Consider the following 19,331-nt stretch of genomic DNA (forward strand, 5'->3'; position numbering starts at 1 on the left):
GCCAGTTCGACGTCGAGGTCGTCGACCTCTCCGCGGAACGACGTGTCCTCCGCGGCGAGCTCGCGGGCGGCGGCGAGGTCGCCCTCCACCCGCTCGAGCTCCCGGGCCAGATCGACGACCGGGGCGAGCTGCGCGTAGCGGCGGCTCAGGGCGCGGGCCTTCGCGGGGTCGTTGTGCACCGCCGGATCGGCGAGCTGCCCCTCGATCTCGGCGTGCTCCGCGACGAGGCCGTCGAGCGGGGACGTCATGGTGTTTCCTCTTCGCACGTCACGGTCCCGGACGCCGCAGGGCTCCGGAGCCAGGGTCGGCGGGACGGCGCTGCCTGCGGCGCCCCGGACGCAAACGGCGCCCGCCCGGTGATCCGGACGGGCGCCGTGGCCGCACTACTTCGCGCCGCCGACCTTCTCGCCGGGGCGCCGCCGGCCGAACCGGCGCTCGAACTTCTCGACCCGTCCACCGACGTCGAGGATCTTCTGCTTGCCCGTGTAGAACGGGTGGCACTGCGAGCAGACCTCGGCGTTGACGACGCCGTTCTCCTTGGTGCTGCGGGTGGTGAAGGTGCTCCCGCAGGTACAGTTCACGGTCGTCTCGTGGTAGGTCGGGTGGATGTCAGCCTTCATGGTCCCTCTTTCGATGTGGCCGCCGGGTCGCCGTCCGGATGGAGGGCGTGAACCGGAGCCGTCCTGCCACCAGTCTGCCAGAGGCGGACGCCACGTCCGCCGNCACGCTGGCCGTCCACGTCAACGCCGCTGCGGACCGCCCTGTTCCGCCCGGCCCACGCAGGCCGCCCGGCCCACGCAGGCCCCCCGAACCCCGGCAGCCCCTCCCCGCCAAGGCCGCTGATCCGACTGGAGCCCGGCGAGCTGCGGTGCACCGCGCACGGTTGCGGGATGCAGACCGTACAGAACGCACCGCAATGCCGGCATGNACCGCAATCGGCGACACCGACCGATGCGCGTCCCACATTTCACCGAAGACGCAACGGCTCTCCCAGCCGGACCGCCGAAGGCGATCCGGCGTCACCCCGTGTGGCGCCCAAGGACCTGGGGTCCCCACATTTCGCCGAAGGCGAAATGTGGGGCTAATCCTGCGGCGGCGCCGTCTTGGCGATCTGCATGAGGAACTCGTAGTTCGTCCGGGACTGCTTGAGACGGTCGAGCAGGAGCTCCAGCGCCTGCTGGTTCTCCCGGGTGTGGAGCACCCGGCGCAGCTTGTGCATGATCGAGAGTTCTTCGGGGGCGAGGAGGATCTCTTCCTTGCGGGTGCTGGAGGCGTCGACGTCGACCGCCGGGAAGATCCGCTTGTCGGCGATCTTGCGGTCGAGCTTGAGCTCCGCGTTGCCCGTCCCCTTGAACTCCTCGAAGATCACGGTGTCCATCGTCGAGCCCGTCTCGACCAGCGCCGTTGCGATGATCGTCAACGACCCGCCGTTCTCGATGTTGCGCGCCGCGCCGAGGAAGCGCTTCGGCGGGTAGAGCGCGGTCGAGTCGACACCGCCGGACAGGATCCGGCCGGAGGCGGGGGCGGCCAGGTTGTAGGCGCGGCCCAGCCGAGTGATCGAGTCGAGCAGGACGACGACGTCGTGGCCGAGTTCGACCAGGCGCTTGGCCCGCTCGATGGACAGCTCGGCGACGTTGGTGTGGTCGGCCGGCGGCCGGTCGAAGGTGGAGGCGATCACCTCGCCCTTGACCGAGCGCTGCATGTCCGNGACCTCCTCCGGCCGCTCGTCGACGAGGACGACCATGAGGTGGACTTCCGGGTTGTTCGTGGTGATCGCGTTGGCGATGGACTGCAGCACCATCGTCTTGCCGGCCTTGGGCGGGCTGACGATGAGGGCGCGCTGCCCCTTGNCGATCGGCATGACGAGGTCGATGACCCGCGTCGTGAGCAGGTGGGGCTCGGTCTCCATCCGCAGACGCTCCTGCGGGTACAGCGGCGTGAGCTTGGTGAACTCGGGCCGCCCGCGCGCCTCCTCCGGCTCCATCCCGTTAATCGTGTCCAACCGGACCAGCGCGTTGTACTTGTCCCGGCGCTGCTCGCCCTCCTGCGGCGCGCGGACGACGCCGGTGATGGCGTCGCCGCGGCGCAGCCCGTTGCGGCGAACCTGGGCCAGGCTGACGTAGACGTCGGTCGGGCCGGTCAGGTAGCCGCTGGTCCGGACGAAGGCGTAGTTGTCCAGGACGTCGAGGATGCCGGCGACGGGCACGAGGACGTCATCCTCGCGCACCACCGGCTCGTTCTCGGCCGGACCGGCCTGCCCGCCGCGACCGCGGTTGCGGCCACGCTCGCGGAACCGGCCCCGCCGGCTGCGGCCGGCGAAGTCGTCGTCGCTCTGGCCGTTCTGGCCGGAACGGTCGCTACCCGGACGGTCACTACCCGGACGGTCGCCACCGGAGCGGTCACTACCCGGACGGTCGCTACCGGAACGGTCATTACCGGAACGGTCGCCGCCCGAGCGGTCGTTGCCGGAACGGTCACCCTGGGTCCGGTCGGCGCGGCCCGAGGAGCGGTCACCGGACTGCCGGTCCTGACGATCCCCGCCGGACCGACGGTCCGTGCCCTGACGGTCGTTCGTCGGCCGCTCGCCGCCGTCACCGGAGCGACCGCTCTCGCCCGAGCGGGCATTGTCGCCCGAGCGACCGTTGTCACCGGAGCGACCGCTCTCGCCCGAGCGACCGTTGTCACCGGAGCGACCGCTCTCGCCGGCGCGGCCGTTGTCACCGGAGCGGTCGCGGCGGTCCTCACGGCCGCGGGCAGCACCGTCGCCCTGGCGGCCGGGGCTGGTCGCCGGCTGGGGCGGGGCGGACTGGGCGGCGGCGGTCGGCTGCGCGGAGAGGGCCGCCTGCTGCGCCGGGGCCGTCACGACGGGGGCCGGACGGGTCTCGACGACCGTGTCGCCGGCCGGCTCCGGCAGGGTCGGCTGCTCGAGGGTCGGGCTGGCCACGCCGCGCGACGCGCCGCGGCGGGAACGGGTGCGGGTGGTGGTGCTGGAGCCGCCGCCGTCGCCGGCGGACTGCCGGGCCGCCAGGGGCGCCGCGGCGGGCGCCTCACTCGGCGCCGGGATGGGCGCCACCGGTGCCTGGTCGGTGGTGGGAGCGGAAGCGGTGGAACCGCCCGCGGCCTCACCGTTCTGCAGGTTCTGGATCGCGGCGATGAGCTGGCCCTTGCGCAGTCGGCCCACTCCCTGGATACCCATGGACGAGGCCATGGACTGCAGCTCGGGAAGCAGCATCGCGGACAGCCCGGTGCCCTGCCGGCGTCGCCGGGTCGCGGTGGCGCCCTCGGCGGTCGGGGTCGTCGCGGCGGCGGCCCGGGAACCGCGGCCGGCGCGCGCGCTGCCGTTGTCGGCGGCGGGCGCGGTGGTGACGGCGTCTGCGGACGAGGTGCCGGCCGCCGGCCCGCTCTCGTGGGGCGGCGATGCAGGCGTCGCAGGCGCCGCAGACTCACGTGCGCTCACTGGCAGCACGTTGGTGGTGTCGCTCAAGGTTTTCCTTCCCTGAAGGAACTGGCTCCTGATGAGCCGGGCGTAGCTTGTGAACCTTCTTCGCCTGCACAGATGCCGGGTGAAGGGGATGTACAGCACCGGATGGGCGACGTCGCGCCCGTCTACGGCGCCAGCGNCCNAATGCCGCGAGCGAACTCGCCGATCCCGCCCAGGTGTGCCGGTGTGGAGCCGAGGCAACGACGACGAGGCCGAAACACCGGAGTCCCGAACCACGGCCCATCTGGCACTGCCAGAGCGGCACTGCGGGAGCGAGCACGCGCCGCGGTGGCAGCGGGTGCAGTCACCAGACTATCCAGCGGCAGACACCTCGGCAACAACCTTGAGACGTCAGGACTTCCCGATGTGACACACGACCGCGGAGCTGCGGCCCGACCGCCCCACCCCAGCCCGACAATATCACCTTATGAATCCGTTCGACTACCTTTCGGGGTCGAGGCGGGTGACCTGCGCCCCGGAACGGTCAACGCTCAGCGGCGCGACCGAGAACTCGGCGCTCGCCGCGCCCACCGCCGCCGCGGCCTGCTCCCCGCCCACCGCGAGGGCCAACACGGACGGCCCGGAGCCGGACAGGGTCGCCGGCACCCCGAGGGCGCGCAGCCGGGCGACCAGCTCGCCGGTGGCCGGCGCGGCGGGCAGCCGGTAGGGCTGGTGCAGCAGGTCCTCGGTGGCGCTGAACAGCGTGCGGGCGCGCTGCGCCGCGGCCGCGGGCTCGGCGGCGGACATCGTCAGCGCCAGCAGCGCGGCCCGGCCGAGGGTCCGGGCGGCGTCGGGCAACCCGACGAGCACCGGCAGCGCACCCCGCGACGCCTCGGTGGACTGGCGCACGGTCGGCACGAAGACCACCGGCCGCAGCTCGGCGAAGGGGTCGACGCGCAGGCAGCGGGCCCCCTCGACGTCCTGCCAGGCGACGGTGAAGCCACCCGACAGCGCGGCGGCCACATTGTCCGGATGACCCTCGATGTCATGCGCCAGGCGCAGCATCCACGCGGCTGCGGCGGGCACCGAGGTCGCGGGGCCGGCCGAGTCCCCGGGGCCGGGGCCGGCCGCGGCCGCCGGGCCGGCCGCGGTTGCGGTTGCGGCCCGGTCAGCAGGGACGCCGGGACGGGCTACGCCGGGGTCGCCCTGGTTCGCCGCGGGGCCGGCCTCGAACTCCGGGCCGAGATCGGGCCGGTCGAGCGCCGCCGCCGCCACGATCCCCGCCACGATGGCGGCCGCCGACGAGCCGAGCCCGCGGCCGTGCGGGATCCGGTTCACGCAGCGCAGGGCGAGCCCCGGCTGCGGCCGGCCGAGCAGGTCGAACGTCGCCCGGATCGCCCGGACCACCAGATGCGTCTCGTCCTGGGCGACCTCGTCCGGGCCGACCACGTCGACCGTCAGACCGGACGCGGTCATCTCCACGTCGACCTCGTCGTACAGCCCGAGGGCGAGGCCGAAGGCGTCGAACCCCGGGCCGAGGTTCGCGCTCGTCGCGGGAACCCGCACCCGGACCCGCCGGGCGGCGCCGTCGGCACCCGCCCGCCCGGCGCCGACCACCGGCACGCTCCTGTACTCGCCCCGCGCGTCGCGGTCACCCACGCCCGAGAGGTCGCGGTCACCCGCGCCGGAGACACTGCGGACAGCCCCGCCCGGGTTGTCGCGGACAGCCCCGCCGGGGGCCGCCGTTTCGGCCCCCGGGACCGCGCCGGACAGGGCGGTCACGAAGTCTGCAGCCCGAGCGCCTCGGCGGCGCCCGCGACGGTCGGCCGGATCGTCTCCGGCCGGGCCGCCCCGCTGATCGCCCAGTCGGGATCCTTCAACCCGTTGCCGGTCACGGTGCAGACGACGCGCTGGCCGGCCTCGATGCGACCGTCCGCCCGCGCCATCAGCAGCCCGGCGACNCTCGCCGCGCTGGACGGCTCGACGAAGACGCCCTCCCGGCGGGCGAGCAGCCGGTAGGCGGCGAGGATCTGCCGGTCGTTGACGGCGTCGATGAGGCCGCCGGAGGAGTCCCGCGCGTCGACGGCGAAGTCCCAGGAGGCGGGGTTGCCGATGCGGATCGCCGTGGCGATCGTCTGCGGGGAGGTGACGATCTCGCCGCGCACGATCGGGGCCGCGCCCGCCGCCTGGAAACCGCACATCCGCGGCCGGCCGGCGTCGAGGCGGGCGTCCTCCTCCAGGTACCCCCGCCAGTAGGCGGTGATGTTGCCGGCGTTGCCGACCGGCAGGCAGTGCACGTCCGGGGCCCGCCCGAGCGCCTCGACGATCTCGAACGACGCCGTCTTCTGGCCTTCCAGGCGGTACGGGTTCACCGAGTTGACCAGGGTGACCGGCGAGGTGTCGGCGAGTTCGCGGGCGACCCGCAGGCAGTCGTCGAACGAGCCGTCGAGCTGGAGCAGCCGGGCGCCGTGCACGAGCGCCTGGGCGAGCTTGCCCAGCGCGATCTTCCCGCTGGGGACGANCACCGCGCAGGTGATGCCGGCACGGGCGGCGTAGGCGGCCGCCGAGGCCGAGGTGTTGCCCGTGGAGGCGCAGATGACCGCCTGGGAACCCGCGCCGACGGCCCGGCTGATGGCCATCGTCATCCCGCGGTCCTTGAACGAACCCGTCGGGTTCGCGCCCTCGACCTTGAGATGAACCTCACACCCGGTGAGCTCGGACAGGTGCTCGGCGAGCAGCAGCGGCGTGCCGCCCTCCCGCAGGGTGATCACCGGCGTGTCGTCGTCGACCGGCAGCCGGTCGCGGTACTCCTCGATGATCCCCCGCCACGGCCGGTGCGACCGGTCGGGCTGGGTGGATGCCGCCGGCGCCGCCGGCCCACCCGGGAACGACCCGGACTGCGCACGAGCGCTGGACTCGGCAGCAGTGCTGGACCCGGCAGCGGCGCTGGCTCCGACGGCGCTGGACTCCGCACGAGCTGTGGACGTCGTGGTCACGGCTCACCTCCCTCGACCCGCATCACGCCGGACACCGCCCGCACCCCGACGAGGCCGCGTAGCTCCTCGACGGTGGCCGACAGCGCCGCGTCGGGCGCGGCATGCGTCACCAGAACGAGGCTCGCGTCGTCGCCGCGGCCGTCCTGGCGGACGCTCCTGATGGACACATCGTGACGCGCGAAGGCACCGGCGACCGTCGCGAGCACGCCGGTCTTGTCGGTGACGTCGAGATTCACGTGATACCTCGTCACGGTACGGCCCATCGGCAGGACGGGCAGCGCCGCGTAGGACGACTCGCCGGGTCCGCGACGGCCCGCGATGCGGTTGCGCGCCACGGCGACCACGTCGCCGAGCACCGCCGACGCGGTCGGCGCCCCGCCCGCCCCCTGGCCGTAGAACATCAACTGCCCGGCGGCCTCCGCCTCGACGAACACGGCGTTGAACGCCTCCCGCACCCCGGCCAGCGGGTGGGTCCGCGGAATCATCGCGGGATGCACCCGGACGCTGATCCCGTCGGTCTCGACGCTGCGCTCGGCCACCGCGAGGGCCTTGACGGTGCAGCCCATCTCGCGCGCGCTCGCGATGTCGGCGGCGGTGACGTCGCCGATGCCGACCCGGTAGACGTCGTCGATGGTCACCGGCGAGTGGAAGGCGAGCTGAGCCATGATCGCAGCCTTCGCGGCGGCGTCGTAGCCGTCGATGTCGGCGGACGGATCGGCCTCGGCGTAGCCGAGCGCGCCGGCCTCGGCCAGTGCCTCGGCGAACGACGCGCCGGTCTCGTCCATCCGGGTCAGCACGAAGTTCGTCGTGCCGTTGACGATGCCGAGCACCCGGCGGACGCGGTCGCCGGCCAGGCTCTCGCGCAGCGGGCGGATCAGCGGGATCGCCCCACCGACCGCGGCCTCGTAGTACAGGTCGGTGCCGGCGGCCGCCGCCGCGTCGTGCAGCGCGGCGCCGTCGGAGGCGAGCAGCGCCTTGTTCGCGGTGACCACCGGTTTACCGGCCCGCAGGGCGGCCAGCAGCCAGTCCCGGGCCGGCTCGATCCCCCCGACGACCTCGATGACGAGATCGACGTCGTCACGGGCGACGAGTCCGGCGGCGTCCGCGGTGAACAGGCTCGCGTCGATGTCGAGGTCACGGACCCGCTCCGGGCGGCGCACCCCGATCCCGACGAGCTCGAGCGGCTCGCCGACCCGGGCGGCGAGGTCACCGGCGTTGGCCCGCAGCAGCCGGACGATCTCACTGCCGACGACCCCGCAGCCGAGCAGCGCGATCCTCACGGTGCCACCGCCGCGCCGGCCTGGTCCGCCGGGTCGATGTCGAGGCGCAGCAGGTCCTCCTCGGTCTCCCGCCGCACGATCAGCCGGGCGGCGCCGTCGCGCACCGCGACGACCGGCGGGCGGGTGACATGGTTGTAGTTGCTGGCCATGGACCGGTGGTAGGCCCCGCTGGCCGGCACCGCGACGAGATCGCCGGGGCGCACGTCGTCGGGCAGCGGCACGTCGTGGGCGACGACGTCGCCGGACTCGCAGTGCCGGCCGACGAGCGTGACCACGTGGGCCGCGGCCGAGCCCGCGCGGGAGACCAGCCGGGCGGTGTACCGGGCGTCGTAGAGGGCGGTGCGGATGTTGTCGCTCATNCCGCCGTCGACGCTGACGAAGGTGCGCAGCCCGGGCAGTTCCTTGACCGTGCCGACCTCGTACAGGGTCACCGTCGTCGGGCCGACGACGGCCCGGCCCGGCTCCACGCCGAGGCGCGGGACGGCAAGCCCCGCCGCCGCGCACTCCTTGCCCACGACGGCGGTCAGCCGCTCGGCGACGTCGGCCACCTCCAGCGGGGCGTCCTCGCTGGTGTAGGCGATGCCGAGCCCACCGCCGAGGTCGAGCTCGGGCAGTTCGAGGTCGTGGGTGTCGCGGACGCGCGCCAGCAGGCCGACCATGCGGTGCGCGGCCAGGCCGAACCCGGCCGTGTCGAAGATCTGCGAGCCGATGTGCGCGTGCAGGCCGACGAGTTCCAGCGAGCCGGCGGCGAGCACCCGCTCCACCGCCTCGGCCGCCGCGCCGCCGGCGAGCGAGAAGCCGAACTTCTGGTCCTCCTGGCCGGTGGAGACGTAGCTGTGGGTGTGCGCCTCGACCCCCGGCGTGACCCGCACGAGGACCCGCTGGCGCACCCCGGCCTCGGCGGCGACGGCGGCCAGGCGATCGATCTCGGCGAAGGAGTCGACGACGATCCGCCCGACGCCGTAGGCCACCGCCGCCCGCAGCTCGGCGACCGACTTGTTGTTGCCGTGGAACAGCAGCCGCCCGGCCGGGAATCCGACCGAGCGGGCCACGGCGAGCTCCCCGCCGGTGCAGACGTCGAGGTTGAGCCCCTCCTCGTCCACCCAACGGGCGACCGCGCGGCACAGGAACGCCTTGCCGGCGTAGTAGACGTCGCAGTCGGAGAACGCGCGCCGCCAGGCGGCGCACCGGGCCCGGAAGTCGGCCTCGTCCAGGACGAACGCCGGGGTGCCGAACTCGGCGGCCAGCTCGTCCACCCGGACACCGCCGACCCGCAGCACGCCGTCGCGGTCGAGCCGGGCCGTCGCCGGCCAGAGGTTCTCCTCCAGGGCCGCCGCCGACGAGCCTCCCGGCGTCGGGCCTCCCACCGTCAGGGCTCCCGCTGTCGGGGCTCCCACCGCCGGGGCTCCCGCTGCCGGTGCTCCCGCTGCCGGTGCTCCCACCGCCGGGTTGTCGGTCTCGCTCATATCGCCTCTGCCCGTCTCATTCCGCGGCCTGTCTCGTAGGCCCGGCCGGACTCGTTGCCCCGGCCCGACTCGTCTGCGTGGCCGGCCTCGTCGCCGCCGCGGCCGCCGTCAACCATCCGGTCACATCCGCTCGGGCGCGCTGACGCCGAGCAGCCCGAGGCCGTTCGCGAGCACCACCCGGGTCGCGGCGACCAGCAGCAGCCGGGCACCGGTGAGCGGGCCCGCCTCCTCGTCCCCCTGCGGGAGTACCCGGCAGGCGTCGTAGAACCGGTGGTAGACCCCGGCGAGTTCCTCCAGGTAGCGGGCGACCCGATGGGGGCCACGCAGGCTGGCCGCCGCCTCGATCACCCGCGGGAACTCGCCGAGCCCCCGCAGCAGGTCCACCTCGCGCGGATGGGTCAGCAGCGCGACGTCCGCCGTCTCCGACGCGGTCGGCAGGCCCAGCGCCTCGGCGTTGCGCAGCAGCGAACTGATCCGGGCGTGGGCGTACTGGACGTAGAACACCGGGTTGTCGCTGGTCTGGCGGGTCACCAGGTCGAGGTCGAGGTCGAGGGACGAGTCGAGCGAGGACCGGACCAGCGAGTAGCGGGCCGCGTCGACCCCGACGGCGTCGACGAGGTCGTGCAGGGTCAGGAAGGTCCCGGCCCGCTTGGACATCTTCACCGGGGCACCGCCGCGCGAGANCGTCACCANCTGCCCGATGATGACGTCGAGGTTGGTCGCCGGGTCGTCGCCGAAGCAGGCGGAGATCGCCTTCAGCCGGGCGACGTAACCGTGGTGATCTNCCCCGAGCAGGTAGATGAGCTGGTCGAAGCCGCGGCCCCGCTTGTCGCGGTAGTAGGCGGCGTCGGCGCAGAAGTACGTCGGCTGGCCGTCGCTCTTGACCAGCGGACGGTCCTTGTCGTCACCGAAGTCGGTGGTGCGCAGCCACACCGCGCCGTCGGCGTCGTAGACGTGGCCCTGCGCGCGCAGGTCGTCGATCGCCTTCGTCAGCGCGCCGGCGGTGTGCAGCGCCCGCTCGGAGGCCCACCGGTCGAAGTGGACGCCGAAGCCCTCCAGCGTCGACCGGATCTCGGTGAGCATCAGGGCCAGGCCCTCTTCGGTGGTCACCGCGAGCGCGGCGTCCTCGGGCAGGTCGAGCAGGTCCGGCCGGCCCGCCAGCACCGCCGCGGCGATCTCCGCGACATACGCCCCGTGGTAGCCCTCCGCCGGGATCTCCCGGCCGGCGGCCGCGGCCAGTACCGACGCGCCGAACCGCTCGATCTGCACGCCGGCGTCGTTGACGTAGTACTCCCCGCCCACGGAGAAGCCGGCCGCGGTCAGGATGCGGGCCAGCGCGTCGCCGACGGCCGCCCAGCGCGCCGAGGCGAGCGTCACCGGACCGGTCGGATTCGCGCTGACGAACTCCAGGTTGACCCGCACGCCCCGCGGCTTCGCCGCATGCCCGTAGCTCTCGCCGGCCCGCACCACCGTGCGGGCGATCTCGCCGAGAGCGTCCCCGGCGAGGGTGAAGTTCAGGAATCCCGNCCCGGCGATGTCGACGCTCGCGATCCCGCTCTGGGTGGCCAGCCGGCCAGCCAGCACCTCCGCGACCTCGCGCGGCTTGCGGCGCGCCGCCTTCGCGAGCTGCAGGGCCACCGGGGAGGCGTAGTCGCCGTGCCCGGCCGTCTTCGGTCGCTCCACCGTGACGGTGGTCGGCACAGTCACGTCCAGGTCGCCGTCGGCGACCGCGCGACCAATGGCCGCGACGATGGCGTCGGCGAGATCGGCGGGGGTCATGTCGCGATGCTATCGGCGCGACGCCCTCCCACGTCCGCCCGCCGATCCCCGTCAACGCCGCCGCGCGGCGAACCAGCGGGCCGGACCCTGCGAACCCGGTGATCCGCCGGCTGAATCCGGCTAGACCGGCTGGCCGGCGGCGAGCTTCTGGACGACGGTGATCAGCTCGTCGGGGTCGAACGGCTTCGTCAGGTAGTAGTCGACGCCGATGCGAGCCCCGCGCTTGACGTCGGCCTCCTGCGCCCGCGCGGTGAGCATGATCAGCTTGATGTCGGCGGTCGACGGGTCCTCGCGCAGGGCAGCGGCCACATCCCAGCCGTTCATCCGCGGCATCATGATGTCGAGCGTGATCACCTGGGGATCGACGGTCNGCACCACCTCCAGCGCGTCGACACCGTCGACGGCGGTATGGACCTCGAAGCCTTCCAGCTCAAGGTTGACGACCACGAGCTGACGTATCACCGCGTCGTCGTCGACGACGAGGACCCGGGGGGCGGCTTGGTACACACCGGAAGCTTACGGCCGACCCGGGTGCGCGATCCGCCGTTCCCGCCTGGTAACGTATGCCGCGTTGCCCCAGAGCCCCCGTAGCTCAGGGGATAGAGCACCGCCCTCCGGAGGCGGGTGCGCAGGTTCGAATCCTGNCGGGGGCACCAAGCAGAAGGAGGGAAGCCGCCGCTCCCCATCGATCACTTTCGGTCCTCTCCCTTGGTCATCTCCGTGTACCCTCTCGGTAGGCTTGGAGCCAACGATGCTACTGCCGATCTTCGCCACAGATCTCGCCGTGTCGCCATATAGGGTAACTCTGCATCGAGCGGTGCGGGTGTCGCGGTTGTAGCGGATCTCCAGGCGGAGGGCTGCGAAGAGCCGGCGGCTGATCTCGTCTGGTAGTCGCACGAGGTCGACAGCGCCCANGGGCAGCAGTCCGAGCAGGGCTGGGTTCGGCGCCTGCCGCACCTGTTCGCGTAGATCTTCGAGTTCGCGTTCGAGTTTGGTTCGTTCGGCTCGAAGCTCGGCGCGGCGCTCCGCGAAGTCGTGCTTCAGGTCCGGGNCTGGATTTTCTGCATCATCGACCAGTTCGAGGTTTCTGATCAGGCTCCGTCTGCGACGCTCGTTGTCGGCGAGGGAGCGTTCCAGCGTGGCGATGCGTCGATCACGATCATCGCTGTCGCTGTCTCCCCCCGTCGTCAGCGAGCTGGCGAGCAGGTCGCGTCGGTACTGGCCGAAGATCCGATCGGCGAGGAACTCGCTGAGGCCCTCGACGACCGGTTCCTCGCGGACCCAGCAGCTGGATGCTGCCGGGTGCCCGGCGGGCACGTAGCCGGGTTTGGGTGCGCACACGTAGTAGCTGACCCCGTGCGAGGTCTTGCNGTACATGNGCCGTCCGCACAGGTCGCAGAACAGATGGCTGCGTAGCCGGTAGAGGCGGCGTGTCTGAGGGTGACGGTTGCGGCCACCCGCGCTGCGGGACTTGGCGTGCTGGCTGGCGATCTGCTGTGCCTCGACGAAGCCTTCGAGGGTGACGTAGGCGTCGTGGGTCGGCTGGGGTGACCAGATCCAGTCTTCGACCGGGTTGGCGCGGTTCCNCCCGCGTTTGCGGGCGCGGCGTCCCCAGACCATGTGGCCGGTGTGCTTCGGGTTGGTGATGATCTCTCGGACGTTGGAGATGGTCCATCGGCCGACGGCGCGGGCGGGGTCGACCGGCGTGGGCGGTGGGCTGGCGACGAGGTCTTGGTTGAGCCGGTCGGCGATCTGTTGGTAGCTGAGGCGTTCACCGATGCGCCAAGCGAAGATCTGCCGGACGACGGCTCCCTCGACGGGGTCGGCGGCGAGTCTGGTCTTCTTGACGCCCTTGGCACGTTTGGCGGGTACTGAGTGCGGAATCTGGACGGCGCGGTAGCCGTAGGGTGGCTTGCCGATGTTGAAGCCCTGTTCGGTGTGGACCGCGAACCCGTCCCAGGACTTCTCCAGCATCTCCAGGACGTACCACTCGGCGATGCCCTGCTTGACCCGCCGGGTCAGNACGGTGGTCGCGCTGGTCTTGCGCCGGCCCTCGGAGCCGATCTGGATCGGCTCGTCGGCCGCGAGGAGGCGGACCCCGACCTTCTCCAGGTGATGTTCGATGTAGGTGCCGTAGTAGGTACGCCGGGCGATGCGGTCGATTGACTCGCAGATGACGTAGTCGAACCGCCGGTCGGGTCGTTCGGCTTCGGCGAGAAGATCCTGGATGCCGCCGTCGCGCGGGATCGGAATGTCGAACAACTCGTGGGCGCTGCCNCGGCCGCGGGACGACAGGTCCATGCGGCCGGACTCGATGTCGAAGAAATGCGCGACGATCACCGCGTCGTCGGGAATGACCGCCGAGCAGCGGCGCAGTTGCCGTGGCAGGGACAGGGTCGGGTCCTGCTGGTCTTCGGTTGAGGTCCGGCCTGCGAACGCGACTCGGGCCACCAGCCGGCCCGAGTCGGCCCCTGCGGCGGCTACTCTGAGGGATTCTCCCCATCTCTTGATTTCTGCTGGGCTACCCATTCGGTCACCTCTCGTATCGCCCGGATCTGCGCGCGCCTCAGCGTTTCCCCGAGGCTTCCTGCGGCTATTTCGACCTCGAATACTAGCTTGGGATTTTCGGCCCGTCGAAATCCNCCGTGGCCGCCGGAATCAGCGTCGGAGGCCCGGTCCTGGGGATTATCCATCGGACCGCAGCCTCAGTCGGGTCGGCATTCCATGAATGGCGGCAGGACGCTCTGCCAGCATGAGACAGACGGCGGACGGTGAATGTCCGCTCACTGTGCGGCGGGAACGCCGCGACGCGATTTTCTGGAACGCGCGCCGCTGCCTGGGAAGTGGCCTCACCACAGCGATCCGTGTNCGTCTCTGTCGCTATCCGTGCGGCCCGAGTCGACGGTTTCCCAGGGCAGGAGGTGGGGGCTGAAGATTCCCCGGCCGGACGGGGCGAGGAGTTGCGCGCGAAAGAACGTCCGCCCGTCGACGATCGGATGGTGGGCGTAGGGACAGACGACCCAGTGTTCGGGTGGGACGGGCTGGCCGTTGGCTGTGCGACCCCAGACGGTGGCGCCGGTGTAGACGGGGTTGGCGAGGACCCGGCTGACCGATGTTGAGGCCCACGGTCGCGGCAGGCCCGTGGCGGGGTCGGCAATGCCGTGGAGGTCATTGACGACGCGCAGGCGGGTGGCGATGGCGCTGGGGGTGAGCCGGTCGTCGACCCGCCACTGGAAGATCAGCGCGACGACGGACGCGGGTGCCGGGTCGAGCACGAGGCGGACGCGGCGGCGGGGCTGGCCGTCCGGGTCGACAACGGTGACTCGGTGGGGCAGGTAACCGAAGGGCACGGGGCCGAGGTGGTAGCCGGCACGGACGAGGTCGATCTGGGCTTGGCGGGCGCGTTGGGTGGTCCAGGCGTGGTGGGCGGCGAGTAGCCGGGCCTGGCGGGCGGCGCGGGGATGGGTGAGCCGCCACCACCAGCCGGGTCGGCGCGGCAGCTCGGGCGGGGCGGGTGGCAGCGTGGGGATGGGCAGCAGGTCAGACATGCGGGGCTCCAACCAGAGCGGCGGGGCCGGCCGCGGCGGTGCGTCAGCGCGCGGGCCCGGCCGGCGCGGAGGGCTAGACGGCCGGGCGGTGCGGGGCGCTGGGGGCGGTATGGGGTGCCGGTGAGGGCGGCGGGTCCGGCGGGTGCGGGTGGCCGGCTTTTCTACCCTCGGCGCGGAAGACGATCACGTCCTGGTGGACCGGGTAGGCGCGGGCCGGCCTGGTCGAGCGGTGCAGGCCGAGTTCCCGGAGGTAGGGAACGGCGGTGAGCGCGACGGCGCGTTGTACCGGCCGCAAGCCCACATCGCGGCCGGCGGCGGTGATCTGACTGGCTAGGTCCACCCCGCCCTCGACGCAGTAGGCGGCGATGAGGACAAGGTGCCCGCCGGGCCGAGGCAACTCCCGGTAGACCGCCAGCCGTTCGCGCAGCCAGTCGCTGGTCGGACCGGCCGGCTCGGCGGGGNCGGGGGGNGCGATCGTGGTCAGGACCAGGTCAACCGGTCCGAGTCCGGTCCAGGACTCGCTGTCGGGCAGCCGGTCGAGGATCATGCCGTCGCCGCGGGCGCCGCGGGCCTTCGCCAGGGTGAGCACCGTACGGGCGGCCTCCCACCGGTCGTCGGTGGTGATGCCGATGGCATGGCGGCGGGCGTGCACAGCTTCGGCCACGACGGTCCCCGGCCCGCAGTCCGGGTCGCAGACCGTGTCCCCGGGACGGCTGTAGACCGCGATCGCGTGGGCGGCGACCGCCGCTGACACCGCCGCGCCCCCGTGCTGCGCGCCGGCGGTCGGTCCGTCGGCCTGCGGGGTGGTGATGCCGTGCCGGCCGGTTGGCCAGACCGTCGCCCACTTCGCGTCGCAGCGCCACGTTTCAACGTCGCCGCTCATCGGGCGGCGCTCCATGCCGGAGGCACCGCCGGGTTCACCGCCGAAAACAGCAGCAAATCGGAGTGCACCCGCTGGGCGATCACCCCGCCGGGGATGGGCGTGGCGGGCCGGTCGAGTCGGTCCAGAGGGATCTCCAGCAGGACGATCCGGTCGAGCAGCGCGAGCCCGCCGCGGCCCGCTGCGGCGGCCAGTTCGACGGTGGGGTCGATGAGCCAGNCGCCGAGGCTGTCGCAGCGGCTGACGACGGCGAGCGTGCCGCCGACACCCAGCAGACCGCCCCAGTCGATCCGAGTGAACCAGCCGAGCCGGGTCGGTTCCACGACCGTGACGACCAGGACGAAGCGGTCGGGGTCCGGACCGGGACCGGCCACGCGCTCCGGTCCGCAGGCGGACCCGGCCCATCGCGGCGACGCGTCGGCGGACGCGGTCCGGATCTGGACGCGCCGGCCGAGTCGGGCGACGGTCCCGGCACAGGCGGCGAGTCCCTCGCCCAGCTCATCGTCGCCGGGCTCGGCCGGCCGGGCGGGCTGCCCCGGGGGTGGCTCGGTCAGCAGCAGGACAGGGTCGCCGGGACGGCTGACGGTGACGACGAGGCGTTCCACAGCGNCTGGAAGCCAGCCGGCCGAGGTCTGGCCGGGTGTGGCTGGCGAGCATGGCCAGACGGTTGCCGGTCGGCCCGCCGGGACGACCGGCAGGGTGTTGCGGTCGGACTCGGATGAGATGGGCACTGATGGTCCTGCCTTTCACGACGAGCGTGTTTCCGCGGTCGTAAAAGGAGACCGGCTGCTGTGCCGTTTTTTGCCATCACCCCCACGACTTTCTTCAAGATTTTTCCCGCTGGCTCGGGTCTAGTCAGACCGGACTATTGATCGCTGTCATCCCGCTGGCGGCACCCGATGAATGGGCTGGAAACTTTTTTCAAGATTTTTCTCGCAGGTGCCAGCGGAGGTCGATTGATGATCGCTGGGCACGTGACAGCGATCATGAGCAGCGCGACAGCAATGCCACAGCGTCCCAGGTCAGACGCCCGCTGTCAGGTCCGAGCCGGCTCGTGGCCTGCGGCAGTGGAGGAGGCGTGTGGGAATGCCGGCATCGGCTCGCTGTGATACTTCCGGCCGACAGCGATCTTCGCTGTGCCTTCACCGGGAGATCGCACTGTCTTTTCGCTGTCTTTGATGTGGCGTCCTTGGAGCTGTCCGAATTCCGCGACGCCCGAAGGACGGCGGACCATGCCCGACGAAACGTTTTCCCTTCCTGTGCGAAACGCCGACACGAACGCACCGGCATTGCCTTTGGCAACCTTGCGGGACTGCTTCGCGCTCCTGGTCACCGACCCCGACCCGCTCGCCCTGGACGGCGCACCGGTGCCCGGCCTACCCGACCGGCTTGTGGCGCTCGACGAGCTGCGCGACCGGCTGCTGGCCCGCTCCTGCGCGCAGACCACCAGCGACACCGCCTGGAAGGTGGTGATCCGCCGCTCCCGCGTCCGTGGCGGCGCGTGGACGGTCGGCGCCGCCGGGATGGCGCTGCCCGCACTACGGGCGGTGGCCTCCCGGCTCGGCGAGCACAGCGGCCTCGAAACGGCCGACGTGCAGGCGGAGGTCCTGACCGGCTTCCTCACCGCCCTCGCGACCGTCCGCCTGGACCTGCCGCGCATCGCGGTGNGGCTGCGCTGGGCCGCCTACCGGGCCGGCCTGGACCTGCTCACCCAGTCGCTGGAGACCCCGCATCCCGACCTGGGCCTGTTCCGCACCCTCACTGTCACCCAAGCGCAGGCGCACGGTCCGTACGAGGTCCTCGCCGACACGGTCGCGGACGGGGTCCTGACCGAGACTGAGGCCGCCCTCGTCGCGGCGACCCGGCTCGATGACGTCTCGGTCGCTGCGTGGGCCGCCCGCCACGCCACCCCGGCGCGCACCGCCTACCGACTTCGCGACCGCGCCGAACGGCGCCTGGTCGACTACCTCACCGGCCAGCGCGTGCACGCGCCCGCTGACGATCCCGCCTCTCGGCCACCCGGCCCACCAGCCAGCAGCGCGACGTCCGCCACAACACCCGACCCGGCAGGGGTGCCCTCCATGGTCGCGGGGGTGCCGGCATGAACCCGACCCGACCGCGGCCCGAGGCCCGCCCCGCCCGCTCCCGCGCGGACGGCCGGCGTGCCGTGGCGCGCCGAGCGGTCCTGCTCACCGTGCTCGTGCTCGCGCTCGTGCTGGCGGGCAGCGTGGCGGCTTTCGCCGCGCCGGCGCCGGCGCCGGCTGTGGCGCCGGATCTGAACACCGTCCTGAACAACGTCCGCAACTGGATCATGGGAATTCTCGCGCTGCTGGCGACCGTGTTCCTCTCGATCGGCGGGGTGCGCTACCTGATCTCCAACGGAGATCCCGGCGAGGTCGGGAAGGCGAAGGACAGCTTCCGCAACGCGGGCTGGGGGTACGGGCTGTCCGCGCTCGCCCCGGTCGTCGTCGCGATCCTCAAGCAGATCGTCGGGGGCTAGCCCATGACCGCCGCCGTCCCGGCGCGCCGCGCGCCGGCGCCTGTCTCCCTCGCCCACGCGGCCCGGAGGCCGGCCCGCCCGTGGCGCCACCGCCGGGGCCGTGGGCTGCGGCTGGTCGGGACGGCGGCGCTCGCCGTGGTGCTGCTCGTTGCCTGCCCTGCCTTGGCCTTTGCCGACGTTACCCCCGCTCCCACCCCGGCCCCTACGCCGAGCGCCGCCGGGCCGACGCCGAACCCGCAACCCGGACCGTCTCCGGTACCCCCGGGTCAGGGATCGTCACCCATGCCCACCCCGTCGTCCGGCGGGAGCACGCCGTCGACCTCGAACCCGCCCGGCGGCGGGACCGGAACCGGCACCTCGTCCCCACCCTGCGCGGACGACGACGCCGACTGCCTTCCCCAGCCCACCGCACCGCCACCCCCGACCCCGCACACCACCCCGACCACGCCGGACACCGGCGACGGAGGCGGCGGGGGCGNCGGAGGAGTCGTCGGCTGGATCACCCGCGGTATCACCAGCGCGATCAACAGTTTCTTCCGGAGTCTGGTGACCGCCGCCCTCAACCCTTTGTTGGACCTGCTGGGCCGCACGCTGCTGACCACACCGAAACCATCGGATCTGNCGGCCATCGGCGAGCTGTGGACAACCTCGTGGGGCATCACCGTCGCCACCTACAGCATCCTCATCATGATCGGCGGAATCACGATCATGATGTTCCAGTCGGTCCAGGCTCGGACGTCCATCAAGGAGATCACNCCGCGCATTCCCCTCGGGTTCCTGGCCGCGACTCTGTCCCAGTTCCTGGCCGGTAAGGCGATCGAAATCGCGAATCCGTTGCCCGCCGCGATCCTCGGGCAGGGACTCGACCCGGACACGGCCTCCCAACAGTTGCGGAACATCATTCTCGGCGCGATCGCGCCACCGATCGGGCCCACCGGCGCCACAGGTGTCNTCAACCGGAGCATCTTCTTCATCTTTCTGGGACTGTTTCTCGCTGGCTCGATCGTCGCCTTGCTGTGCACCTACATCGCTCGGATCACGATCACCGTGGCGTTGATCGGAATCGCGCCGCTGGCCCTGTCGGGGCATGCCCTACCGCAAACCGAGAAGATCNCGTACTGGTGGTGGAAGGCATTCTTCGCCTGCATCAGTATCCAGATCGCCCAGTCCTTCGTTNTNATCNCNNNNTTCAAGGTGTTCTTCGCCCCCGGTGGTTTCACCGTGTTCGGCCCGAAACCGGACGGGCTGGTGAACCTGCTGGCAGCCATCACCCTGATCTATTTCCTGTTCAAGATCCCGTTCTGGATGATGCCCAAGATCGGCCAGGGCGGCAGCGGCGTTCTGGGCCGGATCGTGCGCGCCTACGTCACCGGTCGCGCCCTGGGTCTGCTGGGCGGCGGACGGTTCGGCCGCGGCCCGCAGCGCACCCCCACCGCCCGCCGCCGCCAGACGCCTCCTCCC

General features: G+C 72.2%; 8 protein-coding genes, 1 tRNA gene and 14 pseudogenes. 4 read left to right on the forward strand and 19 right to left on the reverse strand.

Annotation, left to right across the window (positions count from 1 at the left end; translation table 11 throughout):
* The 18 genes and pseudogenes from UK94_RS66370 to UK94_RS75145 all read right to left on the reverse strand — a co-directional run.
* Positions 1–248, reverse strand: a pseudogene (locus UK94_RS66370) (PCRF domain-containing protein); the annotation flags it as partial.
* Between the two features lie 135 nt (positions 249–383).
* Positions 384–620, reverse strand: coding sequence for a 50S ribosomal protein L31 (rpmE, locus tag UK94_RS26465; RefSeq protein WP_011607005.1), 237 nt, complete (start codon positions 618–620; stop codon positions 384–386).
* Between the two features lie 461 nt (positions 621–1,081).
* The coding region (gene rho / locus UK94_RS66375; RefSeq protein ID WP_235489999.1) for a transcription termination factor Rho at positions 1,082–1,707 on the reverse strand (626 nt) is incomplete at its 5' end.
* 1 nt (position 1,708) lies between these two features.
* Positions 1,709–1,850 (reverse strand): annotated as a pseudogene (rho, locus tag UK94_RS66380) (transcription termination factor Rho); the annotation flags it as partial.
* Between the two features lies 1 nt (position 1,851).
* Positions 1,852–3,232 (reverse strand): annotated as a pseudogene (locus UK94_RS26470) (Rho termination factor N-terminal domain-containing protein); the annotation flags it as partial.
* 690 nt (positions 3,233–3,922) lie between these two features.
* Positions 3,923–5,203 carry a homoserine kinase gene (locus tag UK94_RS26475; RefSeq protein ID WP_157734450.1) on the reverse strand — a complete coding sequence of 427 codons (1,281 nt, stop codon included), beginning with the start codon at positions 5,201–5,203 and terminating at the stop codon, positions 3,923–3,925.
* Positions 5,200–5,382 (reverse strand): annotated as a pseudogene (locus UK94_RS66385) (threonine synthase); the annotation flags it as partial. The gene UK94_RS26475 and the pseudogene UK94_RS66385, both read right to left, overlap by 4 nt.
* Before the next feature lies 1 nt (position 5,383).
* A pseudogene (locus UK94_RS66390) lies at positions 5,384–5,942 on the reverse strand (pyridoxal-phosphate dependent enzyme); the annotation flags it as partial.
* Between the two features lies 1 nt (position 5,943).
* Positions 5,944–6,417 (reverse strand): annotated as a pseudogene (locus UK94_RS66395) (pyridoxal-phosphate dependent enzyme); the annotation flags it as partial.
* Complete coding sequence (locus UK94_RS26485; RefSeq protein ID WP_011607009.1) at positions 6,414–7,697, reverse strand: homoserine dehydrogenase; 1,284 nt, start codon at positions 7,695–7,697, stop codon at positions 6,414–6,416. The pseudogene UK94_RS66395 and the gene UK94_RS26485, both read right to left, overlap by 4 nt.
* Positions 7,694–8,056 (reverse strand): annotated as a pseudogene (locus tag UK94_RS66400) (diaminopimelate decarboxylase); the annotation flags it as partial. The pseudogene UK94_RS66400 and the gene UK94_RS26485, both read right to left, overlap by 4 nt.
* A gap of 1 nt (position 8,057) precedes the next feature.
* Positions 8,058–9,163: pseudogene (gene lysA, locus UK94_RS26490) on the reverse strand (diaminopimelate decarboxylase); the annotation flags it as partial.
* A gap of 120 nt (positions 9,164–9,283) precedes the next feature.
* Positions 9,284–9,846 (reverse strand): DALR anticodon-binding domain-containing protein (locus tag UK94_RS66405; protein ID WP_268761659.1); only part of this gene is annotated, 563 nt, incomplete at its 5' end.
* A gap of 10 nt (positions 9,847–9,856) precedes the next feature.
* A partial coding sequence (locus UK94_RS66410) for a hypothetical protein (RefSeq protein ID WP_235490016.1) occupies positions 9,857–9,947 on the reverse strand: 91 nt, incomplete at both ends.
* A 1-nt stretch (position 9,948) separates the two neighbouring features.
* A pseudogene (locus tag UK94_RS66415) lies at positions 9,949–10,689 on the reverse strand (arginine--tRNA ligase); the annotation flags it as partial.
* Position 10,690: 1 nt separating this feature from the next.
* Positions 10,691–10,942 (reverse strand): annotated as a pseudogene (locus UK94_RS66420) (arginine--tRNA ligase); the annotation flags it as partial.
* Positions 10,943–11,062: 120 nt separating this feature from the next.
* The coding region (locus UK94_RS66425; protein ID WP_235490001.1) for a response regulator at positions 11,063–11,312 on the reverse strand (250 nt) is incomplete at its 5' end.
* A gap of 1 nt (position 11,313) precedes the next feature.
* Positions 11,314–11,449: pseudogene (locus tag UK94_RS75145) on the reverse strand (response regulator); the annotation flags it as partial.
* A gap of 74 nt (positions 11,450–11,523) precedes the next feature.
* Here UK94_RS75145 and UK94_RS26505 point away from each other — a divergent pair.
* A tRNA-Arg gene (locus UK94_RS26505) sits at positions 11,524–11,598 on the forward strand.
* A 2,213-nt stretch (positions 11,599–13,811) separates the two neighbouring features.
* Here the strand turns inward: UK94_RS26505 and UK94_RS26520 are convergent.
* A pseudogene (locus UK94_RS26520) lies at positions 13,812–14,490 on the reverse strand (recombinase family protein); the annotation flags it as partial.
* A 2,175-nt stretch (positions 14,491–16,665) separates the two neighbouring features.
* Here UK94_RS26520 and UK94_RS66435 point away from each other — a divergent pair.
* The 3 genes and pseudogenes from UK94_RS66435 to UK94_RS66445 form a co-directional block, all read left to right on the forward strand.
* Positions 16,666–17,037: pseudogene (locus UK94_RS66435) on the forward strand (hypothetical protein); the annotation flags it as partial.
* A gap of 434 nt (positions 17,038–17,471) precedes the next feature.
* A complete protein-coding gene (locus UK94_RS26540; protein WP_055751985.1) occupies positions 17,472–17,870 on the forward strand; it encodes a pilin in 399 nt (132 codons plus the stop codon).
* Positions 17,871–19,058: 1,188 nt separating this feature from the next.
* Positions 19,059–19,331: pseudogene (locus UK94_RS66445) on the forward strand (hypothetical protein); the annotation flags it as partial.

Origin of the sequence: Frankia sp. AvcI1 (genome assembly GCF_001420875.1) — a bacterium.
Classification (GTDB): domain Bacteria; phylum Actinomycetota; class Actinomycetes; order Frankiales; family Frankiaceae; genus Frankia; species Frankia alni.